Here is a 26512-nt window from a genome sequence, read left to right on the forward strand (position 1 = left end):
AAGGTGATGGCATAACGCTATGAAAAGGAAATGGTGCGCACGGTTCAAGGATAAGGCGATGCGGTAACGTTATTTTCGGAAGGGGAGGTTGGCAAAAAGAACGGCGCTCTCCGATCTAGGAGTGTAGTATAATAAGGAATGGATTTGATTTCTTATCGGAAAGGGACGACCTTTGTTGAAGACGTTGGTTATAGCGGAAAAACCGGATATGGGCCGCAACATCGCCGCCGTCATTGAACCGAAAGCACAGAATAAGCGCTCGTACTTGGAGGGCGAAAATTACATCATTACTTGGGCGATCGGCCATCTGATCGGATTGGCCGAGCCCGACTTATACGACGAGAAATATAAAAAGTGGAGATTCGGCGATCTGCCGATTATCCCGGACGACTTCAAGCTGCTCCCCAATCCGAGGACGAAGGATCAGCTGCAAGTAATCGAAGACCTCGCGGCCCGGAGCGACGCGCTCGTTAACGCGTGCGATGCCGGGCGGGAGGGGCAGCATATTTTCTCGCTCATCGTGAGGCATCTGCATTTGCGGCAACCGGTCAAACGATTATGGATATCGGACCTTACGGCGGAGACGATTCGCAAAGGCTTCGATCAATTGAAGGACAATACGGAATACGACAATTTGACTCAGGCCGCCCGCGCGCGAAGCGAAGCGGATTGGCTCATCGGCATGAACGGTTCCCGGGCGTTCACGACGAAGCATAACGAGCTGCTGTCCGTCGGCCGGGTGCAGACGCCTGTACTAGCGTTGATCTATGATCGGCAGAAGCAGATCGAAGCGTTCGATTCCTTGAAATTCTACGACATTACGGGATTGTTCTCGCAACAGGCGACTAACTATAGAGGAATCTGGCAAGGCGATCGGCTTACCGACCCCGAGAAAGCCGAAGCGATCGCCGCCAAGGTGAAGGGCAAGACGGGAACTATCGCCAGCTATGAAGTGAAGGATACGAAGGAATATCCTTGGAAATTGTACGATCTGACGCTGCTTCAGCGGGAGGCGAACGGGAAGTTCAGCTTTTCCGCCAAGAAGACGCTCGACGTCGCTCAAGCTCTGTACGAGAAGCACAAGGTTATCTCCTATCCGCGTACGAACTCCAACTACGTGAACGAGCAGAACATTCCGGAAATGCACAAGATTGTGGACGCGATGCGAAGTTCGCCGGACTACGGGGATTTCGTGCAGGCTGCGAACAAAAAGCTCGTTCATACGGGCAACAAGAACGTGTGCAATCCAGCCAAGGTTGAAGATCATCACGCCATCATGCCGACGATGAAGAAGCCGCAAGGGCTGAGCCCGGACGAACGCAAGCTGTACGATCTGATCGTGAAGCGGTTTTTGTCCCATTTCTACCCGGCGGCCGAATATAAAGTACATACCGTTATGACCGAAGTGGAAAAGGAAAACTTCAAGACGACGGTGAAGCAGCTGTTGTCATTAGGCTGGAAGGTCATTTACGGCGGCGATTCGGCGCCGAAATCCGGGGGTAAAGAGAAGGGCAAGGATAAGGAAAAGGAAGACGGAGCGGGTTCCGCGGAAGACGAGGAGCAGGAGACGGATGCTCCGTTCGAGATCGATCCGCGGCAGCCGGTCGTCTGCTCCGACGTCGAGGTGAAGGAGAAGGAGACGCAGCCTCCGAAGCACTACACCGAAGGCACGCTGCTGAAAGCGATGGAAAGCGCGGGCAAGCAGATCGAGGACGAAGAGCTGCGCGACGCGATGAAGGATTCCGGGCTGGGCACTCCGGCGACGCGGGCAGCGACGATCGAGCGGCTGAAGCAGGTCGGTTATATCGACATGCAAGGGAAGAAGATCGTTATTACGCCTAAGGGCCGAACCGCCATCGAGCTCATCCGCGGCGCGGGGATCGAGCTGCTAACGTCGCCGGAGATGACCGGCCACTGGGAGCGGCGACTGACGGAAATTTCCCGCGGACAAGCTTCCGCGGAAGCTTTCATGGGCAACGTGAAGAAGTTCACATGGCAAATTATTGACAAGGTTAACGTTCAGCGGCCTGCGGCGAAGAACGCTTTCGCAAGACCGGAGCCCCCGGCCAAAGCTCCGCGCGGCAAGAAGGCCGCGGGAGCGGAAGGGGAAGCGGCTCCGAAGAAGACGAGGAACAGCGCCGCTTCGGCGAAAGCAGCAAGTACGGCTTCTTCCGCGTCTTCCGCGTCTGCGGCGCCGGGCACGATCGGCATCTGTCCTAGTCCCGGCTGCGGAGGGCATATCTTCATGGGGCGCAAAGGCTACGGATGCAGCAACTACAAGACCGGCTGCGGCTTCGTCGTCTGGAAAGAAAGCTTCGATCGCACGTTAACCGACACGATGGTCAAAACGCTCATCGAGAAGGGCAAGACATCGAAGTTGAAATTTGGCGGCAAAGACGGCGAAGAAAGCTTCGAAGCGCGAATCGTCTTGAAGAACGTTGCCACGGGCGAGCTCGCGTTGGATCGGGAATAGACGGAAAGCCTTCAATTCCACTCTCGCAAGGGTGGATCTGAAGGCTTTTTCTGCGTCCAATGGGGGAAAGGAATTGCAAGAGAGGAGTTAACCTGTATGCGATGAACGGATCGAGGCTTCATCAAGCGTAGTTGTTAAGTTTCTTCAGGAAGGTACCGATTTCCCTTTCAGACTCAAGCGCCCATTTCAACGAGTTCTTAGATAACGGAATTCTGTCAAAGGGGGATAACGCGAGATAAGTCGAATACGGAAACCGTAACCAGACTTGAATCAGCTTATAATCGGTTTTACTAAGCTTCGCAACCTGGCGATATCCGGATAGTATCGCCTTGGCAATCCCGAAATTCCAATGGTGATCTTTGCACGAGTTATAGATGATGCGATACAAGTCGTAGGCGCGCAAATTGACTTGCACGGTTTCGAAGTCGATGAGGTAGGTTCCTTTAGCATTTAGGATAAAATTGCTAGGACCTCCATCGCCGTGCGATACAACCCCGTATCGGCGCGGATTGCGACTGTAGGCGCGATACCCGCTATTTCGCAGCAATACTCCTGCTTGTTTCGAATATTGCAGGATTTCGGAGCTGATCTGCTGAACGAAACGGTTTATCGGCGGGCTGAATCCATTCCTTTTCGCCTTATTGATCATGCTTAGCAGTTTCCGTTGCCGACTGCGGAGATTGGCGTGCCATCTTCCTATCCGGCTGTAAGGGATTTGACCCTGAACGCCTGCGCGTCCGTTCATATGAAATTTTGCAAGCGCGACACCGCAGGCTCGCATGTCGCTTAATGAACGGGGAGAAGGGATTCTCCCTGAAATCCAAGGCGTAAGTACGTAAGGCTCACCGGTGGGAGCCTTCACGCAAAGCTGTCGTCCTTCCGGCATTCGCGGATTACGCCAAGCAAGGAGGGAGCCTCCGTTACGGATGCGTTGCAACGTTCGATCGATCCACCGTAAGCGCGCGATTCGCTTCGGCATTCGTTTCAAGCTGTAGGTTTTTCCGCCTGGCGCCGCAACTCGGAAAATCCCTTTTCGAATTCTCTTTATTCCGGTTACCTTAACCCCAAACCGCCGTGCGATCTTGGTCATTGTCTGCTCGTTCATCGCGACTTCACCTTTCTTAACTTTATAAACAGCGATTTGTAGCGACGAGCAATTACAGGCCATCTGTAACGGGCGGCAGTCGAACGGGCATTGATTAGCCGTTGCCGCGTCTTAGACGGATTATTCCACATCGTTGTAATGGCTCGAGCGATCGAGCCGCTATCTACGGAATGGATGATTTGGGCATTCCGGGAGTTCACGAATTCCTTCAATCCGCCCGACAATGTAGAGACAAGCGGGACGCCGTTTGCCATCGCTTCTAGCGCGACTAGACAGAACGACTCTTTTTGGCTAGGAACGATTACGGCACCGTATGAAGCGTACATTCGCCGTATCGTGGCATTCGGTTTACTATGAATCCAACGAATGCGCTTTGCGATGCCGGATCGTTTGGCGAGAGCCAGCAGATGATTTTTATAGCGCCCTTTGCCGCTTCCAACGATCGTCAAAGTAACATTTTTGCGATGGCGGGATAACAAAGCAACTGCTTTAATTAAGGGTTTAACGCCTTTTGAAGAAATAAGTCTTCCGATATAGAGCAATTTGGCAGGGGAACCTTGATGCTTCATCTGCATGGATTTTACGCCGTGTGGAATGATGGTTATCCGGCCTGACCTGCCCGGAAACAACCGCTTGGTTTCACGTGCTTGCCACCTGCTCGGTACGACGGTTCGTTTCGCGGCACGGATCAGCTTAGCTTGATTTTTGCCCGACGTTGAAGAAGTTCCTTTGGAAGCCGTAGAATGGCAAGTATATACGATTGGAATGCGGTATAGACTTCCTGCTGCCACAGCGACGGAAGCGAAATCCGTACTGTGAACGTGAATGAGGTCCGGTTTGCCGGAGCTCATGGCAGCTGCCGCCCGCAGAACGGGACTTGTTTTATATGCTCGTCTGGAGCAATTATAGTAGCGCGAGTCTCGGGGGATCCGAACGATACGTAATCTGCTGCCAGGATTCGAAGTCGTAAGACGAACGGATTCGCTGGAACATAACACGATAATGTCCACTTCTGCTCTGCTTAGCAATGTAGTTAATTGGGTTGCGACAATCCCAAGCCCACCGACAATATTCGGATGAAACTCATTGGTCATCACCCATACTTTAAGTCTCCGACGGCTCCCCACAAAGGCCCCCCTCAAAAAGGATTTCAAAACCCATTATATGGGGGGGAAATAAAAAAGTACGATCATATTTCGGAAAAGGGCGCATTCGGCAACTTCTATCAGATTATTTGAGTATTGGCCGAACCAAACCGAAGGGAATTTTAGACCTAATTCATGTCATAAGCGACAGCGAAAATTGGATGGCAAGAAAGGTGCGCAGTCGAGGTCGGGGCTAATCGATAGGCTTGTCAATGTGGTCCCGATAGTAGTCAAAATACAACTGATTTTGCGTGCCCCTCACGGCATAGAACACGTCGGATACGGACTTGTTCCGTTTCCGCAGCAACTCCTCCAGCCATTGGACGGTCAGCCCGTTGTGGTCGAGATTGTCTTCCATGATCCTGCCGTCCATAATCAACTCGACAGGGAACGACTGGACGGCCGCGGCATGTAGCTTTAGATCTTTGCGCGTCACCCACTCATACTCGCTTTTCTTCTTGACGGACAGCTTCCCGTGATCCTCCAAGCAAGCGTATTCGACCTCCGCCATATTGAAAATATCTTTTTCGCGCAAAGATTGGGCCAGGGAGTCCAACGTGTAGCGGATTTTTCGCATGTTGTCCTCGAGAATTTTGCCGTTCTCGATGACGACGGTCGGAGTGCCGGATACCAACCGGTTCCATGCCCGGTTTTTGATCGCGATCTTGGACACGAGGAAAGAGATGCCGAAGAACATCAGCAGCGATACGACGGTGAGCCAAGGGTTGAGTTTGTCGTTAAACGCCAAATTCGCCGCAATGGCGCCCAGCGTGATGCCGCTCACGAAGTCATGGAAGGTCATATTGGATATCGTCTGCTTGCCGAGAATTCTCGACGTGACCATGAGGAGGACAAAAGCGGCGATCGTTCGAAAAATAACTTCCACGTAGGTTTGCAATGGGCGGACTCCTTGTTCCAATTTGTAGGGCTGTCGTACGGCTCGATAGTAACACTATTGACAGTTGGAGCGGGTGTTATAACTCTTTCCGAGATGGCGCTCGCGTCGTTGCCCTTGCCATCGCCAGCCCCATGAGACCCGCGGCGGCACCCCTGCCCATCAGCAAGATTCCGAATCTAACTCCAGGATGGAATCAGAGGCTTTTTCACCAATCGCCCGCTGGGCGAATATCCTGCATATGCGATAAGAGCAAAGGAGGATTACGGTGGTCCCAATGTATCCCTACTATGGTTACCGGTTACGCTGTCGGCAGGAGCCGATCACTTTTCCGCCGCAGCATCAGAACGTGCAGCCCGGGTTGGAGTATTTAATGAACCCGCTTCCGATATCCGACAATCCCGGGTACAGGGGGAACGGTAAATTGGCGGGTAAAATCGCCATGATCACGGGAGGAGACAGCGGAATCGGTCGTGCCGTCGCGATCGGCTTCGCCAAAGAAGGGGCGGACGTGGCGATCGTCTACTTGTACGAACGCGAAGATGCCGAAGCGACTAAGCGGATGGTGGAAGGTTACGGTCGTAACTGCCTGTTAATCGAAGGCGATTTACGCGTACCTGCATTTTCCGCGGAAGCGGTAAAAAGGACGTTGGAGTGTTATGGGTGTCTAGACGTTATCGTGCTTAATCAAGGCGTTCAGTTCCCTCAGGAAAGCATATTGAACATAACGGACGAACAGCTCGAAAATACGTACCGGACCAACATTTTTCCTCACTTCTATATGACGAAAGCGGCGCTTCCTTACTTGAAGCCGGGGAGTTCCATCATATCGACGGCATCCGTGACCGCTTATGCGGGTGCTCCGTTGCTGGTCGATTATTCCTCGACCAAAGGCGCGGTCGTATCGTTCACCCGGTCTCTGTCTCTCCAATTAGTAAGTAAAGGCATCCGAGTCAACGCAGTGGCGCCGGGGCCGATATGGACACCGCTCATCGTATCGAGCTACTCGGCCGAATATGTAACGACGTTCGGCTTAGAAACCCCCATGAAACGTGCCGGACAGCCGTTCGAGCTTGCTCCGACCTATATCTATTTGGCATCGGAGGATTCCTCTTTCGTGACGGGACAAGTGTTGCATGTCAACGGCGGAGTCATGACGGAAACTTGAACGGAAACCTCCGGTCGCGGGCTACGCAATCAATGGAGACGCCTCCAATCCCAAGCCGATTTTGGGATTGGAGCGTCTTGGTTATACGGAACGGGAATGGACCCAACATCCGCATAGCGAAGGAAAATATGATCAATACTATTGCGCAGGAATGATAATTGTCAATTTTTATGGTGGAAATATTTTTCACGATTTAAATTATGGTGAAATTAATTTACAATCACGATTTTTAGTGATATGTTGTTAATGCCTAAACAATATGAACATCAGGAGGGGAGTTCATTGAGATTAGAAAAGTTCCATGGAATCATACCGGCTTTCTATGCTTGCTATGACGATCAAGGAAATATCTCAGAACCTCGAACGAAAGCTTTATGCGATTACTTGCTCGAGAAGAAGGTACAAGGGGTCTATGTCGGGGGGAGCTCCGGGGAATGCATCTACCAAAACCTGGACGAACGCAAAGCGATACTCGGCTATGTGGCCGAGCATTTGAAGGGAAAAATGACGCTTATCGCCCATGTGGGAGCGCCTTCCACGAGAGACAGCGTTGAATTGGCGAAGCACGCCGCGTCGCTCGGTTATGATGCTTTATCCGCGATTCCCCCTATTTATTTCAAGCTGCCGGACAGCGCTGTTTATAAATACTGGAGCGAGATTATCGATGCGACTCCTCTTGATTTCATTATCTATAACATTCCTCAGACTACGGGATACACGTTAACAACGTCGTTGTTCGCGAAGCTTCTGGCGAACCCGAAGGTCATTGGAGTTAAAAATTCCTCGATGCCGACAATGGATATCGAACGATTCAAAAAAGTCGGCGGAGACAACGTTATCGTCTTTAACGGCCCGGACGAACAATTCGTAGCCGGAAGAATCATGGGCGCGGACGCGGGAATCGGCGGCACCTACGGAGCCATGCCGGAGTTGTTCTTGCAAGCCAATCAATTTATTCAGCAAGGCAAGTTCGAGGAAGCGAAGCTCATTCAAAGCGAAATCAACGACATTATTATTGCGCTAGTCTCGCTGGACGGATCCATGTACGCCGTGATCAAGGAAGTTCTGAATAGACGGGGCGTAAATATCGGAAGCGTCAGAGGACCGCTCGAAGGCATTTCCAATGAAGATGCGGGTCGGATCGATAAGATTATCCATATGATCGATAAGTCCATTGCACGGTTCTGCGAGTAATTAACGATGAGAAAAACCATTGTATGTTTCGGGGACTCCAATACTTGGGGCTATAACGCGGAAACGGAATTAAGGTTCGACGAGGAGACGAGATGGACCGGTCTTCTGGCTGCCGGTCTTGGCAACTCGTATCGCATTGTAGAAGAGGGGCTTAGCGGTAGGACCAGCGTCAGCGAAGATCCGTTGTTCGAAGGGTTGTCGGGGCTTTCCTATCTCTATCCGTGCCTAATGTCGCATTCGCCTTTGGATTTGGTCGTGATAATGCTCGGAACTAACGATACGAAGGAACGCTTCGGTCTGAATTCGTATAACATCGCCCAAGGTATCGTCAGACTTGCGAGGAAAGCTAGAGGATCCGCATCCGGTATAGGCGGTGGGCCTCCCGAAGTATTAGTTATCGCTCCTCCTCCCATCGGAGAGAAGTACATCGACACTCCGATTGGCAATCCTATGGGGAGTCAATGCAGCATAAAGTCCGCAGAATTGGCGAAGCATCTAGAAAGTCTGCTTAAGGGAACGGATATTCACTTTGCGGATTCGGGAGCGCATGTCTCCATGAATAAGATTGATTATATGCATCTTGACGCGGATGAGCATAAGAAGATGGCGAAGTTCGTGCGGGGTCAGGTCATCAAAATATTAAATGAGAGGTAGATCTATACATGAATAGAAAGCGCTTACTGATTGTGGCTGTTGCACTGATGATGTTCGCTTCAATTGTTGCGGGATGCGCGGGCAAGAATAATGAAGCCGGCAACGCTACAGGTACCAATGCGGGCGGAGCCGCCGGGAACAAAGAAAAAGTGGAAATCAAAGTATGGCTGACGCCGCAGTGGAAAGGCGTGCTGGATGCTTCGGAATCAGGCGCCGACTACGACAGCTTCATGAAATACGCGGCAGAGAAATTTTCGTCCCAATACACGAAATACGATGCCAAAGTAAACGTGGAAGTCATTGCCGGAGATCAGCGCGATCAGCTTCTCAACGTAAACCTGAGCGGCGGAACTCCTCCGGACGTCATGTTTGAAAGCGTTTTTGCATTAGGGGATTACGTTCATCGCGGGGCATTGGTGCCATTGACGGATATTGTAGACGACGCGGCTAAAAAAGACATTTCCGAAAGCTATTGGAATTCCGTGACATTCGGAAAAGACGTTTATTTCTATCCGTTCCAAAATAATCCCGGTACCTTCGTATACAACGCGGATATGTTCAAGGCAGCCGGATTGGATAAGTTCATCGGCGAAGATTCCGAAATTAAAACCTGGACATTAGCGGAATACGAGGAAATATTGAAGGGTCTTAAAGACAATCTGCCAAAAGACAAGTACTCCAATGCTTATCCGATGGCTTTATATGCAGTGAATAACCAAGGAGACACTTGGAACCTTGCTTATCTCAGAATGTTCGGCAATAAATTCTTCGACGATCAAGGGAATATCGTTCTAGATGACGAGAAGGGCGTTAAGGCTGCGGCTTGGCTGAAAAAAATCAAGGATGCGGGTTATACGAATCCGGGCGCGGAATCCGTATCGTCCAACGACGTTAACGGAATGTTCCAGAACCAGCAGCTAGCCATCAGCTTCACGAATCCGATCTTGTTCAACAATACCAAGATGGACATGGAAAGCGGCAAAATCAAGAAATTCGATGCGCGTCTTGCCAACATTCCTTCCGAGAGCGGAGATCCGCTGTCCTTCACCTATGTAGTCGGAGCAGGGGTATTCCAATCGAAGGACGAGAAAAAAGTCGAAGTCGCCAAAGATTTCGTGAAATTCTTCTCTACCGACGCTGAATTGGTTAAATCTTCGAAGAACGGCATTCCGGTAAGAAGTTCGGTTGCCGAGGAATTCAAGAACGTGAATCCGCTATTCACCGCATACGATGCGAATTCCAAGTACTTGTTCAACTTCACGGGCAACGTTCCGGGATATAGCCAACTAAGAGAAGTTCTGTATCCTGAGCTGCAAGCTTTGTACACGGGAGCCTCGACGCCGGAGAAAATGGTTAAAGAATATCAAGCCAAAGGGAACGCGGTCATCGAGAACAACAAAAAGAATTCGGTGATCTACCAAAACCAGTAACTTATTAAACATTCACGATCGGAAGCCTTGGGACGGCAAGACACGGCCTTCAGGGCAGCGGTCTCAGGGCTCCCGATTAGAAAGGTAAAACAAATATGAGACTAAGAAATCAATCCACCAAAGAGAATTTGACCGGTTATTTGTTTATCTTGCCCCAAATGCTGATCTTCTTGATCTTCCTGGTCTATCCCATCGTTGAAGGGATCAGGCTCAGCTTATATCAGATTAATTATCAAAATGAAAAATTCGTCGGCTTGGACAATTACGTATCGCTGTTCAGCGATCCCGTATTCTTCAAAGCTCTCGTCAATACGGTCGTTTTCGTTGTATTCATCGTCGTTCTAACGGTTGGTTTCGCGTTGTTCGTAGCATCGGCCGTATTCGATAAGAATGCGAAGTACGTCTCTTTCATTAGAGGAAGCTACTATATTCCCGTAATGGTATCCATGGTCGTCATGAGCATGGTATGGAGCTTTTTGCTGAATCCTGCCAACGGGCTCATTTCGTACTTCTCTCAGGAAATGGGTTTCGGTACGGTTAATTTACTTGGGAAAACTCAGACGGTCATGCCGGTTATTATATTCGTCACGTTCGCGACAAACGTCGGGCAAGCGATCATCCTGTATATCGCAGCTATGATCGGCGTGCCTAAAGATCTATTCGAAGCAGCGGAAGTGGACGGTGCCAGCAGATGGCAAGTCATTCGCAAAATCCTGATCCCTTCCGTTCAACCTTCCACGATCTATATCACGATTATCAACATCATTGCCGTCTTGAAAATATTCGTCGTTATTCAGCTCTTAACCGGCGGCGGACCGAATAATGCGTCCGTGACGCTGATGTACTATCTCTATAACAATGCCTTTAAGTTTAATCAACTCGGCGTAGCTTCGGCCGTAGGGGTTATTATGTTCCTGATTACGCTGTTGTTGTCGGTGCCTCAGCTAAGAAGTTTGATTAAGGAGAAGTGAGGTAATCAGCATGTCGCAGAACCGGAATCCAAACAACAAGAAGAAGAAAGAGTTATTCGATGTCGTATCGAACGCGATCGTCTTCCTCTTCGCAATCGTCAACTTGTTTCCTTTATATTGGTTGTTTACGAGTTCGCTTAAAAATAGCTCGGACGTAGTCAAGATGCCTCCCGACTGGTGGCCGAGGACGGTAACGATGTCCAACTTCGTGGACATCTTTCAGAATCAACCGGCTTTGAGATGGGCTTTCAACAGCGTGTTCGTATCGGGAGTGTCCACGATACTTGTCATTGCCGTAGGGGCGATGGCCGCGTATGCCTTCTCGAAGCTTAAATTCAAAGGCAAGAGCATCATTTTCATCGTCTTTATTTCGAGTTTGATGATTCCCAAAGAAATCATGATCGTGCCCTTGTTCCGAATCACTCAGGATTTCGGGATGGTCAACAGCTACAACGGCATGATTTGGCCTAACGTGGCAACCGCATTCGGCGTGTTCTTGTTGAAGGGATTTTTCGATGCGACGCCGAACGCCTTAAGAGAAGCTTCTAGAATCGATGGGGCGGGGGAATGGAGAACTTTTCTGCAAATCATGCTGCCGATCGTCAAACCCGGCATCGGCGCGTTATTTATATTGAACTTCGTTCAAGTATGGAACGATTACTTGTGGCAATTGGTCATAGGACAGGAAAAAACAATGAAAACGCTGATGGTCGGCACGGCTACCTTGATGCAGGATCTAAATCCGAACTTCGCTTATAAAATGGCGGGTGCAACCGTTGCGGCTATTCCGATGCTGTTGATTTTCCTATTATTCCAACGGTATTTTACCCAAGGCATGACGGCCGGAGCGGTCAAGGAGTAAATATAATGGGCGTGGAGTGAAAACGAATGGATACTAAAAATAACGTTCTCGATAAAATAAACAGAAAGCTGATCGTTTCTTGCCAAGCGTTGCCGGACGAGCCGCTGCACAGTTCCTTCATTATGGGAAGAATGGCGTATGCGGCCTATTTGGGAGGAGCTTCCGGCATCCGGGCAAACAGCGTTGAGGATATTCAAGAAATCAAGAAACAGGTCGATTTGCCGATCATAGGGATCATTAAGAAGGTGTATGCAGGGTCAGAAGTGTTTATCACCCCAACGATGAAGGAAGTGGATGATCTATGCCGCGAAGGCGTGGATATCGTCGCGATGGATGCCACGGATCGCGTAAGGCCGGATGGTTCCACGATATCGGAATTGTTTCCCCTCATCAGAAACAAATACAAGGATCAGCTCTTCATGGCGGATTGCTCGACGTATGAGGAAGCGGCTAGCGCCGTCGAGCTTGGATTCGACTTTATCGGGACGACTCTAAGCGGGTATACGGAAGCGACGAAAAACAAAATTTTGCCCGATATCGAATTGGTTGAACGGATAGTGGGTTCTTTCTCCGTCCCGGTTATCGCGGAAGGGGGCATCTCGACGCCCGAGCAATTGAAACGGTTATACGATATCGGTATTTTTGCCGCGGTAGTAGGGTCCGCCATTACCCGACCGATGGAAATCACCAAAAAATTCATGAAAGTCGTCGATTAACCGATGAACTTGAACATACTAGCCGCGGATATCGGCGGAACGAATACGAAGATCGGCATTTGCGACGAACGGGGTAAAGTCGATCGGTTCAAGGAATATCCTACCGAAAGCCATATGGGCGGCCCTCATGTCGTGGATAGGTTGCTTGCCAAGCTGGGGGAATACGAAGGGTTCGACGCGATCGCCATCAGCACGGCCGGACAAGTCGATTCCGAAACGGGGACGATCGTGTACGCGAACGAGAATATTCCGAAATATACGGGGATGAACCTCAAAGAAATCATCGAGAGTCGATTTCGCGTGCCCGTGAAGGTCGAGAATGACGTCAACGCGGCCGCGTTGGGCGAGGCGACCTTCGGGGCAGCGGTCTCGTTTCCCGATTTCCTATGTCTCACCTTCGGTACGGGGATCGGCGGAGCCATCGTAACGAATCGCCGGATCTACCGGGGAGCTAACGGAGTGGCGGCGGAATTCGGTCATATTTGCACTCATTCGCTGTCGGAATCGGAAGGCGATCGGAGGAAGCTTTACTACGAACACTACGCCTCGACAACCGCTCTTGTCCGAATGGCTCGGAATGCGGATCCGGAATGTGTGGACGGAAAAGTTTTTTTTGATAAAATAAACAAGGGTAACGAGATATTGAACGAACTGTTGCATTCATGGATTGCCGAAGTCGCTATAGGCTTAGCTTCTCTCATACATGTCTTCAACCCGCCGGCCATTATCGTAGGGGGCGGAGTGATGGAGCGAGAGGATTTGGTACGCCTGATCGATAAACGAACCAAAGAGTTCATCATGGAAAGCTTCGCGGACGTGAAAATCCTAAAGGCTTCCCTTGGCAATAAGGCTGGATTACTGGGAGCGACATCCCTGTTTTTACGCTGAACGAAACGCATTCGATGAGGAACGGAGGAGGTGGCAGGTTGCGCGCAGTCAATATTTTTACGACGATCCATTCTAAGTACAATAATTTGACCAATACGGAAAAAAAAGTGGCTGACCATGTCCTGGAAAACCCGAAAAGCGTCGTATACATGTCGATTACCGACCTCGCGGATGCGTGCGGAGTAGGCGAGTCCAGCATATTCCGGTTTTGCAGGTCTTTAAGCTACAAGGGCTACCAAGATTTCAAGATCGCGCTGGCGCACGGCATTACGGTAGAGAACGAAATCCCGCAGCTCACGGACAAAGTCCTAATGAACGATACGATAGATCAAGTGGCTTCGAAGGTGCTGACCACCAATATTAGCGCTTTGAACGAAACGTTCAATTTAATCGACAACGCCAAGATCGATCAAGCGATCGAATATTTGCTTCAAGCGGACAAAGTCATCTTTTTCGGCGTGGGCTCCTCCCTAATGACCGCCATGGAAGCGAAAATTAAATTCATGCGGATTACGAACAAGACGGAATGCACTATCGATTCCCACCTTCAGATGATGTCGGCCGCTCTAATGACGAAACGCGACGTCGCGGTCATCATTTCTTATTCAGGCTCGACCAAGGATTCCATCGAAGTGGCGAAGAAAGCGAAAGAACGCGGGGCTACGATCATTTCCATCACTCGGTTCGTGAAATCCCCGCTTACTTCCTATTCCGATCTAACTTTGCTTTGCGGCGCTAACGAAGGCCCTCTGCAGGGAGGTTCATTGTCCGCGAAAATTTCGCAGCTTTACTTGCTGGACGTTCTCTACGTGGAATATTTCAAAAGAGCTTACGAGGAATCCATTAAAAATAAGGAAAGCACGGCGGAGTCGGTATCGGTGAAATTGCTCTGAAGATAACGAATGTCGCATAGGCATGCGGCAATAGGCAGATGGAGGAATGGGTTATGATTTTAGGCTCGATGTCATCATGGGAAAGCCATCGCAAGTATGAGCATAAGGTCATTGTGGCGGCAATGGGCGAACTGCAGAAAATACTTGCGGGAAACCCCGCTAACGGGCGTGTCGAGATCGACGGCGATCGGATGTACGTCTCGATTATGGAGTTCGACGCGAAAGCGCCGGAAGATCATCTCGCCGAGAAACACGAGTCCTACGTCGATCTGCAATATTTGATCGAAGGCGAAGAAACGATCGGGTGGTCTTCGCTGCGCGAGGAAGACGTCGCGGTTAAACCATACGACGGCGAGCAGGATTACGCGCTCTATGATCCTTCTTCGGACGAGATCCTGCTCCGTCTCAAGCCCGGCAATTTCGCGGTCTTCTACCCTAACGATATTCACAGACCCGGCATGGGGCAGTTAGGGACGAAAATCAAAAAAGCGGTAGTCAAAATTCACGTCGGCTTGTTGCAAGCTTGATTCAAAAGAGAGGCTGTCCCAAAAGATAAATTTGGGGCGGCTTCTTTTTTTATATCGATTATGGTTTAGCCGGGGATGTATCTCTTTGGGCTGCTCTCTCAAAAAAGCAGCCCAAGCTCAAACCCTTTCACGATAGCGCCGATGCGGGTTTTGACGCCTAGCTTCTGATTGATCGAAGCCAGATGGTATTCGACGGTGCGTTGGCTGATCGCCAGCTCCAGCGCGATTTCCTTGTTCGTCTTTTCCTTGGCCAGCAATTGAAGCACTTCCCGCTCGGCATGGGTCAGGGCGTCGGGAGACCCGGTCGAGCCTATGTTCTCCGGAATAAGGACGTGGCCAAGCATGCTTTGTTTGATCGCGTTGATGATTTTGGAGTAGGAAGCCTGCTTCGTCAGGTAAGCATGCACGCCGATGCGGTATGCTTTGTGGTAAAACTCTTCATACGTATAGCCGGACAGCAAAATGATTTTCAGGGAGTTGCCGTAACGGTCCTTAAGCTGCTGAGCCAGCTGAAACCGTCCGCGTCCGGGAGCGAGATGTCCAGGAGGACGACGTCGGGACAGACCCGCTCGGTTTGGGCGATAAATTCGCGCGGATCGGTGAACGTGCCCAGCACCTCGATGCCGGGCTCGGCGTCGAGTCGGTTCTTGAGCCCCTCGAGCACGAGGGGGTGGTCGTCCAGCAAATAGACGCGTATGTTATCGGTCATAGGATAATCGCTCCTTAACAAAGAGGTAGTTTAAGGGTAACCGAGGTACCTTGTCCGGGAACGGAATCGATATCGGCCGTTCCTCCCATATGTTCTATCTGATCACATACGGACAGCAGTCCGAAACCGGAACCGCCGGCGGCCGGTTTGTCGGGAACTGAAGCCGCCGTGAAGCCTTTGCCGTTATCGATGACGCTGCAATGGACGCAGTCCCGGTTCATCCAGACGCGGACGTTTAATTCCGATGCTTGCGCGTGTTTGAAGACGTTAACGATCAGCTCGCGCACGGCCCGGAACAGGTTCGCTTTGACCAAGGCGGGAAACGGGTCCGGCGCCGGCGCTTCATAATGCAGAGAGACGGCGATTTCGTCTTGGCGGTTCATGTCGCGCAGAAGCCACTGGAGAGCTTCCTGCAAATCCCCTCTGTCCAGAATGTGCGGATACAGATGGTCGCTCATCGTCCGGATGCTGCGTTGCGAATCGTAAAGGCATTTCAACCAAGTAGCGTTGCGTTCGCGCTCGTATCGGCCGGTATCGTGCAGTTCCTCCAGATCTCGGGACAGGAAAATCAAATTTTGCAGCAGGTCGTCGTGGAGGAAATAGGAAATTCTGATTTTTTCGGCCTCTCTTGCTTCCAGCAGCATTTGACTGTACGTCCGAAAATCGCGGAACCGGCTCTCGTGGTGAACGATTTGATGTTTGTTGAGCTCGTATTCCTGTCTTAAGCGGCTCAATTGCCTGACGTTCAGGAGCATTCGAACGGCCATCTCGCGGATGCTCTCTACGGCAAGAAGCTCTTCCCGGGTGAACGGAGCCCCGTCTATTTTCGATCCGAGGCACAAATAGCCCAGCTTCGTTTGCTCCCGATCGTCCGACAGCTCCAATGCCTTGGCGTAACCCTTCCCTTCGCTCCAATCGTGAAGAGTCGGCGTTGGCGCGTTCCCGTTTCCCCGTATTTCTGTATAGATCCCCGTGCTATGGACGAGCGGCAAGGCATCGTCTTCGAAATAAACCAAAGCAAGGCCTTGTATCTCGATCTTCTCGTGAAGCGAGTCGGCGAACAGCCGAAGAAGATCGCGGACGTTTTTCTTTTCGGATAGCTGCAACGTCATTCGGAGCTTCTGGTGATCAAGCCATTCCTTGTTGCGGTTCCCTTGCCGCCGCATGCGGAGGAGGAGCCGGCGATAACCAAGCGTCAGCAACGCGAGCAGGATGCACAGGCCGGCGGCATAAAGCGCCGAACCCCAAGCAGCCGCCAGCAGAAACAAAGCGAGCATGGAGGCGTAATAGGCGCCGCTTACGGCCAGCTTGGGAATATATAGCTTCCAATCGAGCATCTGGCGTTGGACGAGCAAATAAGTCAGCGTGCCGGATACCGGAACCAATCCGATGAGCGTATACTCCGCGGAGACGAAGAAGTCCGACCACAGAAGCCGGGGCAGGGCGTAAAGCAGCACGTAAGGCATCAGGCTCGTAAATACGCCGAGGAACAGAATAAAAAGCTGATTTTTTTCGATGCGGTCGAACTTAGTCCAATAAAATGCCGTTATGCACGTCATGAGCACAAGAGTGAAGATGAGAGCGATGTTAAGCAGATCCGTCATCCAATCGAACTTTTCCTGTCGGACAATGAAGGCTGCGGAGAAAACGGAAAGGGCGGCCGAGTAGAGTTGGTAGCCGAGCAACAAGGAACGGAACCGGGAATAGATGGACCGAAACGCGAACAGCAGGTAAAACGAAAGGATGACATACGGCAGCCAAATGGCGCAAAAGACGAAGATATAATTGGAAAGGTAGAGCTCGTCCGAGAACATGGAAACAATGCAGAAGGCGATGATGACGTTCATCAGGAAGAACCGCCGGAAAAGAAGGGATTCCGGCTTTTTGCGGACGGAGTACCAACCGACCCCGACGAGAAAAGCTTCCAATAGAAACGCAAAGCCGTTCTCGAGCATATCGGTTCGAGTCGGCTTGATCCCGATCGTCCGCTGCCTGCCTTCCGAGTCCAGTACTTCGATGTTTCTGGCGCCGCTCAATACGTGCTCGGCTTCGAACACGAACAGCTTCGGGTCGGGCTTCCCGTCGAAGCTCAAGATGCGGTCGCCTGGCCGAATGCTTAAGCCGGAAGCGATCGAATCGTTAAGAATTTTCGAAACGATCCATTCCGAAGACGAGTTCCGCTCTACCAGAATGCCAGGGCTAGGACTCGTAAGCGAGTGGAATTGAATATAGGAAGCGGCGCAAAGAAAAAACGCCAGACAGACGGGAACGAACAAGCGGCGAATACGCGGATGCTGAAGGATGCTCTGCATGGTTCACGATCCTTTGGGCGGGTTTCCTTCCATCATAATGGAAAGCAAGCGATTCGTCTCGAATCGCTTGCAACTTTCGTTCGGCTCGCTATAGAAGCTTCCGAAGGAACAAATAAATCAATGCCGCCGATTCCTGGTTCCGCATGGGTTCTTTCGGCCTGTAGTCTACCGGATCGGTCGACGGCCGTACGTCGGGACCGTATAGCTCCCGTCCGACCACGTACTGGACGCCTTCGGATGCCCAGGAAGAGACGTTATCTCGCAGCTCGGTCCGCACCGGGGCCGCGCCCAGTCCGATCTTGGCCAACCGCCAGATGAAGGTAGCCGCCTGCTCGCGGCTTAGCGGCTTGTCGGGACCGAACGTGCCGCCCGGCTGCCCTTGAATGAGGCCGAATTCATAAGCCGTTTGGATGGCAGCTTCATATGGGCTTCCGGTCGTATCGGTGAACGAAGAGGGCCGTGTTGAATACTGAAAGCCGGTTAACGGCATGATCTGGGCAATGAACCGGCCCCGGGAAATCGGTTCGCCCGGGTTGAATTCGGCAGAGTCGCTTTTGATGGCGCCCAACTGAACGAGCGGGTAGATATATTCGGCATACGGGTGATCGTCGGGGACGTCTTTGAATTTGGGAGGCGCGGGAAGCTTCTCGGCCCAACCGTCGAGCAGGTCGTACGAGAAGTATTGAATGTTTCCGTCCGCATCCGTCTTGAACCCGGCCGGAGTCCCCTCTTCGTCGTAGAACAACAAGTCGCTTACTTGCCGCAAAGTATGGCTGCCGAAAAGATTATCGACGATCAATGCCCCGTCTATTGCCGTTATCTCATAGCGGAATGCCGGAGTGCGCAGGTGCCGGTACAATCCCTCGAATCGATGCAGCTTCTGCTTGGTCGGTTCCGGGCTTACGAAAGCCGGCCCGTCGGTCGTTCGCGGGAAATAGCGGGACATAAACTGTTCGAAGAAAGGCTCGCGCAAGTTGCCCTTATCGCTGTTCAAGGCGAGGAATATTCCGGTATTCTGCTCGGGAAGCAGCCACAGATTCGAATGGAAGCCAGGCAAATCGCCGCCTTTTTCTACGACCGTGTAGCCGTTGTAGTCTTTGGGATACTGGGTTTCTAAGGCATATCCGACTCCGGGCACGTCCGGATGAATCGTGACGCTTCTTTTCTCCATGGCTTTCACGGACTCTTCCGTCAGAATGCGATCGTTGCCGGCTTGGCCGCCGTTCAGCATCGCGAGAAGGAACTTGGCCATGTCGGCCCCGGTAGTAAACATACCGCCTTCCGGAGCGCTGTCGGGTACGTTCGGATACTGCTCCACCGGTTTCAGAGTGTTGTCATGGGGAGTCGCGATCGTTTTTTTTACCTCTTCTCCGAAGATGAAGGTGCTGCTGTACATGCCTAAGGGTTGGAACAATTTCTTGGCCATGTAATCCTGAAAAGGCAGGCCCGATACTTTCTCGATAATATATCCTTGCAAAGTAAAGCCGTAGTTATCGTAGCTGAACGCTTCGCCCGGCTTCCGCACGACCGTCGGAACCGTGTCTTTCAGAAACGGATACAGCGCGTAAGGTTCGTTGGAGTCGGAATTGACGGTATCCGATACATCGAAACCGGTCGTATGGGTCATCAGATGCTTTAGCGTAAGCGGATATCCGGTTTTATTCGGGATTTGCAGATCCGGCAAATAAGCTTGCACGTCTTTGTCCAAATCGACTTTGCCGGCTTCGGCCAACTGCATGATGCCGACCGACGTAAATAGCTTGGATACGGAAGCGATGCGGAAAAGCGTTTTGTCGGCGTCGACCGGTTTCTTGGCGGCAATGTCGGCATAGCCGTAGCCCTCGTTCAAGAGAACTTGCCCGTCTTTGACGATGACGAGAACGGCGCCCGCCAATTGTTCCCGTACGTCCTTTTGCTGAAAAAACCGTTCGGCGAACGTTGCGACATCGGCCTTGTCCAGCTTGGCGGCGGATGAGTCGGCGGGAAGAGCGGCTGCCATCGCGGAAGCCGGAATCCAAAGTACGGCAATAAGCAGGAGCGCGATTATTTTTCTCAAGGGTAACTCTCCTTTGGTCTAGTATCGTACTTCTAGACTATCATCCCGGCTCCGATCCGAAATCCGTAGGAAGGGGCGAATTCGCGGGGCGGTCGCGCATTTGTATTGCGCGATCGCGCAATGCGCTTATCGCGGTCCGCGCGGGTTCCCATAAACGTATCCTATTGATATAATAAGCTAGAATTTAGATTAGCTGAGACGAGACAGGAAGAGCCGAGCTTGAGCCGAGATACGCGATGTTTATTTGTGTTATCCTCCTCTGCAAACTCCATAAAAAATCCTGTTCTCCTCTATGAAAATGGAGGCTTGAAGATGAACAGCATTTTATCCAAACTGATTTACAATCCCGAGCAACAACAGTACGCTTCGCAAGGCAAAGTTAATATTGCGCGAACGGTAGAACCGTTAGATTACAAGTCGGCCGCGGAAAGAATCTTGGAGCAGATCGACCATGCCAAAGGCGCTCTTTACTCCAGCTCCTATGAGTATCCCGGCAGGTATTCGCGCTGGGATATCGGATTCGTCAATCCTCCGGTTCAACTGCGTTCCGTTGAAAATCGTTTCTATGTAGAAGCGCTTGATAAACGCGGAGAACTGTTGATTCCAATCTTGCTGAATGCAATAGCCGAGCTGGAATCGATCGAGGCGAAGTTGGTTTCAGGCAGGATTGAAGGGATCATCCACCGGACGGAGCGAACGTTCACCGAAGAGGAAAGAACGTCGCAGCCTTCTATTTTCCATGTGCTGCGTTCTCTCAAAAATCTTTTTTATGCGCCGGAGGATTCGTTCCTGGGGCTCTATGGCGCATTCGGCTATGATCTCGTGTTCCAGCTTGAATCCATCCAATTACGCCAGAAGCGCGATTCTGAGCTTTCGGATATGGTTTTATTTATCCCCGATGAATTGATCGTCGTGGACCATCAGATGTCTTCCGCTTATAGAATTTCTTATGAATTTGAGAAAGACGGACAATCCACGCCGCGATTGCGAGAACAAGATCAGTCGTTCCTAAGGCTTCCGCGGCCGGGGGGAAAACGGATTACGTATATACGCCCGGATATTATGCGGGACTAGTAAATAAAGCAATAGAACAGTTCAAAGTAGGTAACTTATTCGAAGCCGTCCCCGCTCAGACTTTGTATGAAGAATGCAAGGATTCCGCCTCCGAAATTTTCCGGCGGCTTAAGAAGCTGAACCCGAGTCCCTATGGATTTATTATCAATTTGGGAGACGAGTTTCTAGTAGGTTCCTCTCCGGAGATGTATGTTCGCGTGGAAGGAAACCGAGTGGAAACTTGTCCGATCTCGGGTACGATTCAACGTGGCGCCAATGCCATCGAGGATGCGGACAATATTCGTACTCTGCTCAATTCAACCAAAGACGAAGCGGAACTGACGATGTGCACGGATGTCGACCGCAACGATAAATCCCGTATTTGCGTTCCGGGTTCCGTTAAAGTGATCGGCAGAAGGCAGCTCGAGATGTATTCCCATCTCATCCATACGGTAGACCATGTAGAGGGTTATCTTGAGCCTCGGTTCGACGCGTTGGATGCCTTCATGACGCATATGTGGGCGGTTACGGTCACCGGGGCGCCTAAGCGCGCAGCGATTCAATGGATCGAGAACAATGAAAAGTCTGCTCGCGGATGGTACGGGGGAGCCGTCGGGGTGTACGGCTTCGATGGCAATCTGAATACGGGTCTGACGCTGCGGACGATAAGCATCAAGAATGGGATTGCCGAAATTAAAGCGGGCGCCACGCTCCATATTGATTCGGATCCTGAATCGGAAGAGCAGGAAACCCTTACGAAAGCGGCAGCGTTATTGAAATCGATACGCGGCTGGAAGGAGCAGGGGGATTCCGCTTCCCCGGCGGAATTGAACGGCAAGGGCAAACGGATTTTATTCGTCGACCATGAGGATTCTTTCGTGCATACGCTGGGGAATTATTTCAAGCAGACGGGAGCCGAGGTCGTCACGTACCGTTCTTCAGCCGCCAGAGAGCAGATACGGTCGGGACGGTATGATCTTGTCGTCTTATCGCCCGGACCCGGAAAGCCGGAGCAATTCGGGCTAAACGAGACGATCGGGTTATGCGTGGAGCGTAATCTTCCTATATTCGGAGTCTGTCTGGGGCTTCAGGGGATCGTCGAGTACTTCGGAGGAACATTGGATACCTTATCCTATCCTCAGCACGGTAAAAGATCCGAAATCCGGATTACGGAAGATTGCCATCTATGGAAGGGTCTCGATAAAGAGGTAACCGTATCCCGGTATCATTCCCTGTATGCAAGCTCGGTACCTGACTGCTTGAAGGTCACGGCCGTGTCCGAAGATGACGTCGTGATGGCCGTGCGACACGAATCCCTTCCCATAACGGCAGTGCAATTTCACCCGGAATCCATCCTGACGGCCAGTCGGGATGTAGGCATTCAAATCATTCGCAACGTAGTCGGTTCTCTATAATAGAGAGTAATGTTTCTCTGCGTATGGCGTTGGAGGTGTAGGGCAACTAGTGAAAGACGAACCCGTCATCGTGATTGATTTTAATCAGAGAAGGTTGAAATTCGAGAAGCCCCTGCAAGTCTGGCAGACTTGCCGAACGGAACAAGTCAAAAGCATATTCGAAAAGGTCCAAGAGGCCATTGACGGGCAGTACTATGTCGTTGGGTACGTCAATTATGAGTGCGCGCCCGCTTTCGATACGAAGCTGAGCGTCTGCCCATCCGACGAGGAGGTTCCTCTAGTATGGTTCGGCATCTACGATAAACCAACGGAAGAGGAAGCCGCAAGGGAGCATGGGGACTACTCCGTATCAGACTGGAAGGCCGATATTGACCGCGAGATATATGAAGACAACATTGAAAGCATCCATGCGGCGATTGCGCGGGGAGAGACGTACCAGGTCAACTATTCGACGCGTCTTCGGGCGGAGTTCAGCGGAGATGACTTTGCCTATTACGAACGATTGAAAGAGGCGCAACAAGCCGATTATTCGGCGTATTTGAACATGGGCGATACCGGATATTGTCCGTTTCGCCCGAGCTTTTCTTTCACTGGGACGGAGATGTCATCCGTACGAAGCCGATGAAAGGTACCCTTCCCAAGTCGGAGGACAAGAGAGCTTTGCTCGAGTCCGAGAAGAACCGGGCGGAGAACGTGATGATCGTGGATCTCCTCCGGAACGATTTGGGCCGCATTGCCAAGACAGGCTCCGTAAAGGTTCCAAAGCTGTTCGAAATCGAGGAATACCCTACCCTGTACCAAATGACTTCGACAGTAGAAGCGAATACCAAGCCGGGGATAACCTTGTTCGAAGTTTTTCAAGCTATGTTCCCGTGCGGATCGATTACGGGTGCTCCCAAAGTTTCTACGATGAAGATCATTTCTTCCTTGGAGCGGGAGCCGCGTCACATCTATTGCGGCGCGGTGGGACTCGCCGTACCGGGTAAAGGCATCACGTTTAACGTGGCCATCCGGACCGTTCTTGTGGATACTCACACGCGGCAGGCCGAGTATGGAGTAGGGGGAGGAATTATTTGGGATTCGACCGCCGAGGACGAATACGAGGAGTTGAGGACGAAATCCCGAGTGCTAACGTACGATCAAGAACGCGGTTGACGCGTTGCGCCAGCTTGACTTCTCCGACGAGGACTAGGCTCACATTGACGCGATTTTGAAATAACGGCACGACGTGCCGCTAATGGGAGGAAACTCGGTTCGAGTTGCCCAATAGCGGCATGGCGTGCCCTTAAATCGTAGCCAACCCCGCAAATCCCGAGCACTCCACTGAAATAACGGCACGACGTGCCGCTAACAGGAGGAAACCCGGTTCGAGTTGTCTAATAACGGCATGGCGTGCCGTTAAATTCGGTCCGTAACCTATTTTATTGACAGGAGGTCGTCCAAGTACACGCGATGAGGGACGGGGATGTATTTACCGGAGGAGGAATTACGGCATCTATCGATCTTGGCTTGTTTTTCATCGAGTCGATCGAGAACAAGGGAGACGTGCCGGAATCCAAAAACGGATCGATTATCCTTACTATAAACGCATGATACAAGAAGGAGGAGCGAAGATGATTGGGCAAACGGCAACGGAGAGATTAATGGCATTTGGAATCGTACTGCCGGAGGCAAGCGAGCCTGCCGCCAAATATGCCAACTTTGTTCAGGTTAACGGTCTGTTGTTTCTTTCGGGGAAAGGGCCGCCGGCAATCCGAAGGGCAAGCTGGGCAAAGATTTCACGACCGAGGAAGGGTATCGGTTCGCCAGGCTGGCCGGAATCGAAGCGCTCGCCGTGCTGCAATCCGCTCTAGGCTCTCTGGATAAGGTCAAAAGGGTCGTAAAAATTCAAGACTTCGTGAACGCGGATCCGCAATTCGAGGAGCACCATAAAGTATTGAACGGCTGTTCGGACTTGATGCTGGACGTGTTCGGAGACAAGGGCTTGCACGCGCGCTCCGTCTTCGGGGCCGTGTCGGTGAGGAATAATCTCCCGATTATCATTGACTCCATTTTCGAGATCGAGGAGTAGGGGGCAGTTATTCGGTTAACGAATATTACTACTTTATCCGAGAAATATTAGGTATCAAAAACTCGATTCTAAGGGGTCATCTTATGTCCGTGCTTCAAGAGAAAGTCATCTCCATTCTGGAAAAGAAAATCAAATTAATTAAAAGCGACAAAGACGCCCTTTATCTAGTCGGCCCGATTCAACTGCCCGTGAGCTTGGACGGAGAAACCGTGACGTTCCAATGGTATTGTTGGCTGCAATGCGAAGAGGTGACGAATCATTTCGAACGAATCATCGAGAAATTATCCTCCGTTAACTTGGCTGAAATGCAGCAATCCAGCGTTCTGGTCTACGGGGATTTCGCCTCCAATGAAGAGGCTCTAATTCGAATGCACTCCATTTGCCATACGGGAGACATTTTCGGCAGCCAAAGATGCGATTGCGGCTTCCAATTGGAGCAATCGTTGAAGATGATCGTGGAGCACGGGACCGGCGCTTTGTTCTATCTCGCCAACCATGAAGGAAGAGGGATCGGGCTTTTCAGCAAAGCTATGGCTTACGTTCTTCAAGAGAACGGATACGATACCGTGGAAGCCAATTTGAATCTCGGTTTCGTTGACGATGCACGGAATTACGGAGACGCTATCCGGATCTTGAAATCCCTGCGTTCTAAGCCGGTCATGCTGATTACCAATAACCCCAAGAAACTAGACGCCCTGAGGAGCTCCGGTATGGACTTGTCGGGCAGAGTGCCGTTATGGGGCAACGTTTCGGAGTTCAACGAGAAGTATTTGCAGACCAAGATCAATCGGTCCGGACATCTGGCCGCAAGCGGCAGCTGCCCGAACGACTGATTCCGTTATTTGCTCGTCGCCCTGCGAACGATCGGAGCCACTTCCGCGGCAAGCAGTTCGATGCCGGCTGCCACTTTCTTAAACGGTATGCCTCCGATATCGATTTGAGCGACAAAACGCCGATGTCCGAACAGCTCGTATTGACGAAGGATTTTTTCGCTGACTTGCTGCGGGCTGCCCACGAATAGCGCGGTATCCGGATCCGTCATTCGATCGAAGTCGGACCGGGACATCCCGAAGTCCATTCCTCTCTGGCGATCGACCGTTGACCGATAACCGGCATAATACGGATAAAATTCATCTTTGGCTTGTTGAGTCGTTTTGGCGAGATATCCATGCCCGGTTATGCTTAACTTGAGATCCTCCGCGGCATGGCCGGCCTCGATACCCGCTTGGCGGTAGGCTTCGACAAGCGGCATGAATCGCACGGAATCTCCGCCGAGTATAGCGACGGTCATGCCAATGCCCAGCTTTCCGGCGCGAGCCGCGCTCTTCTGCGTGCCTCCTACTCCCATCGATAGGGGCAAACGGTTTTGGATAGGGCGGGGCGCGATTTCGGCTTCGGTCAAAGACGGGCGAAAATGGCCGCTCCAGGTGATTCTATCCGTTTCGTTAAGCTTCAGGAAGAGCTCCAGATTTTCCGAGAACAAGTTATCGTAATCCTCCGTGCCGTAACCGAACAAGGGGAACGATTCCAGGAATGCTCCCCGGCCGGCGATGATTTCCGCACGCCCGTCCGAGAGCAAATCCAACGTAGCGAAGTCCTCGAACAGCCGCACGGGGTCAACCGTGCTTAGCACGGTGGTTGCGCTAGTTAACTTGATTCGTTTGGTTGCTTGGGCGATGGCCGCTAGAACAACCGGAGGAGCGGATACCGCATAGTCCAGACGATGATGCTCTCCGACCCCGAACACGTCAAGCCCCGCTTCATCCGCGAGCTTAGCCGAATCTATGATTTCCCTTAACCTCTGCTTTGCGTTTATGGTTTGGCCGGTATGAGGATCCCGTACGATATCTCCAAGCGTATATAAGCCGATTTCCATGCCTGATTTTGCGAGTTCCATATTCTCTCTCCTTCAATCTCCCGCAGGGGAGAATGCTGTAGCCTAAGCCGCTGCCCGTAATAATGTTCCCAACAAATC

The 26512-nt window shown here is 51.4% G+C and carries 24 protein-coding genes and 1 pseudogene; 17 read left to right on the forward strand and 8 right to left on the reverse strand.

The genetic code is table 11. The features are described from left to right. The first annotated feature begins 175 nt into the window (after positions 1 to 175). Positions 176 to 2473 (forward strand): type IA DNA topoisomerase, encoded by a 2298-nt coding sequence (locus tag FPL14_RS18125; RefSeq protein ID WP_182299104.1) that lies wholly within the window; start codon positions 176 to 178, stop codon positions 2471 to 2473. A 121-nt stretch (positions 2474 to 2594) separates the two neighbouring features. Here FPL14_RS18125 and FPL14_RS18130 read toward each other — a convergent pair whose 3' ends face one another. From FPL14_RS18130 to FPL14_RS18140, 3 genes are all read right to left on the reverse strand, one after another. Beyond that, on the reverse strand, positions 2595 to 3578 hold the full coding sequence (locus tag FPL14_RS18130; protein WP_182299105.1) for a phosphotransferase: 984 nt from the start codon (positions 3576 to 3578) through the stop codon (positions 2595 to 2597). Then, positions 3575 to 4705 (reverse strand): glycosyltransferase family 4 protein, encoded by a 1131-nt coding sequence (locus tag FPL14_RS18135; RefSeq protein ID WP_182299106.1) that lies wholly within the window; start codon positions 4703 to 4705, stop codon positions 3575 to 3577. The genes FPL14_RS18130 and FPL14_RS18135 overlap by 4 nt, the downstream gene beginning before the upstream one ends. A 211-nt stretch (positions 4706 to 4916) precedes the next feature. Beyond that, entirely contained in the window at positions 4917 to 5621 is a 705-nt protein-coding gene (locus FPL14_RS18140; RefSeq protein WP_182299107.1) for a DUF421 domain-containing protein, read from the reverse strand. A 265-nt stretch (positions 5622 to 5886) separates the two neighbouring features. On the opposite strand from FPL14_RS18140, the gene FPL14_RS18145 reads away from it, so the two are divergent. From FPL14_RS18145 to FPL14_RS18190, 10 genes are all read left to right on the forward strand, one after another. Then, positions 5887 to 6786 (forward strand): SDR family oxidoreductase, encoded by a 900-nt coding sequence (locus FPL14_RS18145; RefSeq protein WP_182299108.1) that lies wholly within the window; start codon positions 5887 to 5889, stop codon positions 6784 to 6786. 282 nt (positions 6787 to 7068) lie between these two features. Beyond that, positions 7069 to 7980: a dihydrodipicolinate synthase family protein gene (locus FPL14_RS18150; RefSeq protein WP_229263566.1), complete on the forward strand. Its 912-nt coding sequence runs from the start codon at positions 7069 to 7071 to the stop codon at positions 7978 to 7980. Between the two features lie 6 nt (positions 7981 to 7986). After that, entirely contained in the window at positions 7987 to 8634 is a 648-nt protein-coding gene (locus tag FPL14_RS18155; RefSeq protein WP_182299110.1) for an SGNH/GDSL hydrolase family protein, read from the forward strand. Positions 8635 to 8642: 8 nt separating this feature from the next. Beyond that, positions 8643 to 10064 (forward strand): ABC transporter substrate-binding protein, encoded by a 1422-nt coding sequence (locus FPL14_RS18160; RefSeq protein WP_182299111.1) that lies wholly within the window; start codon positions 8643 to 8645, stop codon positions 10062 to 10064. A 95-nt stretch (positions 10065 to 10159) separates the two neighbouring features. Continuing rightward, a complete protein-coding gene (locus FPL14_RS18165) occupies positions 10160 to 11035 on the forward strand; it encodes a carbohydrate ABC transporter permease (protein ID WP_182299112.1) in 876 nt (291 codons plus the stop codon). Between the two features lie 10 nt (positions 11036 to 11045). Beyond that, entirely contained in the window at positions 11046 to 11897 is an 852-nt protein-coding gene (locus tag FPL14_RS18170) for a carbohydrate ABC transporter permease (protein WP_182299113.1), read from the forward strand. Between the two features lie 26 nt (positions 11898 to 11923). Continuing rightward, entirely contained in the window at positions 11924 to 12613 is a 690-nt protein-coding gene (locus tag FPL14_RS18175) for an N-acetylmannosamine-6-phosphate 2-epimerase (protein ID WP_182299114.1), read from the forward strand. A gap of 3 nt (positions 12614 to 12616) precedes the next feature. After that, a complete protein-coding gene (locus tag FPL14_RS18180) occupies positions 12617 to 13501 on the forward strand; it encodes an ROK family protein (protein WP_324617814.1) in 885 nt (294 codons plus the stop codon). A gap of 38 nt (positions 13502 to 13539) precedes the next feature. Beyond that, positions 13540 to 14394: a MurR/RpiR family transcriptional regulator gene (locus FPL14_RS18185; protein ID WP_182299115.1), complete on the forward strand. Its 855-nt coding sequence runs from the start codon at positions 13540 to 13542 to the stop codon at positions 14392 to 14394. 53 nt (positions 14395 to 14447) lie between these two features. Further along, positions 14448 to 14921, forward strand: a complete 474-nt coding sequence (locus tag FPL14_RS18190) for a NanQ anomerase/TabA/YiaL family protein (protein WP_182299116.1) — start codon at positions 14448 to 14450, stop codon at positions 14919 to 14921. Positions 14922 to 15019: 98 nt separating this feature from the next. On the opposite strand, the gene FPL14_RS30550 is transcribed toward FPL14_RS18190, so the two are convergent. The 4 genes from FPL14_RS30550 to FPL14_RS18210 all read right to left on the reverse strand — a co-directional run bounded on the left by FPL14_RS30550 (position 15020) and on the right by FPL14_RS18210 (position 19998). Beyond that, positions 15020 to 15382, reverse strand: a complete 363-nt coding sequence (locus FPL14_RS30550) for a response regulator transcription factor (RefSeq protein ID WP_324617815.1) — start codon at positions 15380 to 15382, stop codon at positions 15020 to 15022. A gap of 8 nt (positions 15383 to 15390) precedes the next feature. Then, complete coding sequence (locus tag FPL14_RS18200; protein WP_182299117.1) at positions 15391 to 15630, reverse strand: response regulator transcription factor; 240 nt, start codon at positions 15628 to 15630, stop codon at positions 15391 to 15393. Positions 15631 to 15644: 14 nt separating this feature from the next. After that, positions 15645 to 17942, reverse strand: coding sequence for a sensor histidine kinase (locus tag FPL14_RS18205; RefSeq protein WP_182299118.1), 2298 nt, complete (start codon positions 17940 to 17942; stop codon positions 15645 to 15647). An 88-nt stretch (positions 17943 to 18030) separates the two neighbouring features. Further along, entirely contained in the window at positions 18031 to 19998 is a 1968-nt protein-coding gene (locus tag FPL14_RS18210) for a serine hydrolase domain-containing protein (protein ID WP_182299119.1), read from the reverse strand. 312 nt (positions 19999 to 20310) lie between these two features. Here FPL14_RS18210 and FPL14_RS30020 point away from each other — a divergent pair, with 312 nt between their 5' ends. From FPL14_RS30020 to FPL14_RS18235, 6 genes and pseudogenes are all read left to right on the forward strand, one after another. Continuing rightward, entirely contained in the window at positions 20311 to 21072 is a 762-nt protein-coding gene (locus FPL14_RS30020) for a hypothetical protein (protein ID WP_229263567.1), read from the forward strand. Then, on the forward strand, positions 20982 to 22466 hold the full coding sequence (locus FPL14_RS18215) for an anthranilate synthase component I (protein ID WP_229263988.1): 1485 nt from the start codon (positions 20982 to 20984) through the stop codon (positions 22464 to 22466). The genes FPL14_RS30020 and FPL14_RS18215 overlap by 91 nt, the downstream gene beginning before the upstream one ends. Before the next feature lie 70 nt (positions 22467 to 22536). Beyond that, positions 22537 to 23621 (forward strand): annotated as a pseudogene (gene pabB, locus FPL14_RS30025) (aminodeoxychorismate synthase component I). Between the two features lie 458 nt (positions 23622 to 24079). Continuing rightward, entirely contained in the window at positions 24080 to 24319 is a 240-nt protein-coding gene (locus FPL14_RS30555) for a RidA family protein (protein WP_324617816.1), read from the forward strand. Then, complete coding sequence (locus FPL14_RS30560) at positions 24277 to 24537, forward strand: RidA family protein (RefSeq protein ID WP_324617934.1); 261 nt, start codon at positions 24277 to 24279, stop codon at positions 24535 to 24537. Before FPL14_RS30555 ends, FPL14_RS30560 begins: the two co-directional genes overlap by 43 nt. An 83-nt stretch (positions 24538 to 24620) precedes the next feature. Next, entirely contained in the window at positions 24621 to 25370 is a 750-nt protein-coding gene (locus tag FPL14_RS18235) for a GTP cyclohydrolase II (protein WP_182299122.1), read from the forward strand. A gap of 5 nt (positions 25371 to 25375) precedes the next feature. On the opposite strand, the gene FPL14_RS18240 is transcribed toward FPL14_RS18235, so the two are convergent. After that, positions 25376 to 26434, reverse strand: a complete 1059-nt coding sequence (locus FPL14_RS18240) for an LLM class flavin-dependent oxidoreductase (RefSeq protein WP_182299123.1) — start codon at positions 26432 to 26434, stop codon at positions 25376 to 25378. Between the last annotated feature and the right edge of the window lie 78 nt (positions 26435 to 26512).

The organism is Cohnella cholangitidis, from assembly GCF_014107495.1.
In the GTDB taxonomy this organism is placed as follows: Bacteria; Bacillota; Bacilli; order Paenibacillales; family Paenibacillaceae; genus Cohnella; species Cohnella cholangitidis.

Coding starts and splice junctions, on each gene's coding strand:
- FPL14_RS18130 (WP_182299105.1), bottom strand. CDS start 3,578: ATGAACGAGCAGACAATGACCAAGATCGCACGGCGGTTTGGGGTTAAG.
- FPL14_RS18155 (WP_182299110.1), top strand. CDS start 7,987: ATGAGAAAAACCATTGTATGTTTCGGGGACTCCAATACTTGGGGCTAT.
- FPL14_RS18160 (WP_182299111.1), top strand. CDS start 8,643: ATGAATAGAAAGCGCTTACTGATTGTGGCTGTTGCACTGATGATGTTC.
- FPL14_RS18165 (WP_182299112.1), top strand. CDS start 10,160: ATGAGACTAAGAAATCAATCCACCAAAGAGAATTTGACCGGTTATTTG.
- FPL14_RS18170 (WP_182299113.1), top strand. CDS start 11,046: ATGTCGCAGAACCGGAATCCAAACAACAAGAAGAAGAAAGAGTTATTC.
- FPL14_RS18175 (WP_182299114.1), top strand. CDS start 11,924: ATGGATACTAAAAATAACGTTCTCGATAAAATAAACAGAAAGCTGATC.
- FPL14_RS18180 (WP_324617814.1), top strand. CDS start 12,617: ATGAACTTGAACATACTAGCCGCGGATATCGGCGGAACGAATACGAAG.
- FPL14_RS18190 (WP_182299116.1), top strand. CDS start 14,448: ATGATTTTAGGCTCGATGTCATCATGGGAAAGCCATCGCAAGTATGAG.
- FPL14_RS18200 (WP_182299117.1), bottom strand. CDS start 15,630: ATGACCGATAACATACGCGTCTATTTGCTGGACGACCACCCCCTCGTG.
- FPL14_RS18205 (WP_182299118.1), bottom strand. CDS start 17,942: ATGCAGAGCATCCTTCAGCATCCGCGTATTCGCCGCTTGTTCGTTCCC.
- FPL14_RS30020 (WP_229263567.1), top strand. CDS start 20,311: ATGAACAGCATTTTATCCAAACTGATTTACAATCCCGAGCAACAACAG.
- FPL14_RS30555 (WP_324617816.1), top strand. CDS start 24,080: ATGATTGGGCAAACGGCAACGGAGAGATTAATGGCATTTGGAATCGTA.
- FPL14_RS18235 (WP_182299122.1), top strand. CDS start 24,621: ATGTCCGTGCTTCAAGAGAAAGTCATCTCCATTCTGGAAAAGAAAATC.
- FPL14_RS18240 (WP_182299123.1), bottom strand. CDS start 26,434: ATGGAACTCGCAAAATCAGGCATGGAAATCGGCTTATATACGCTTGGA.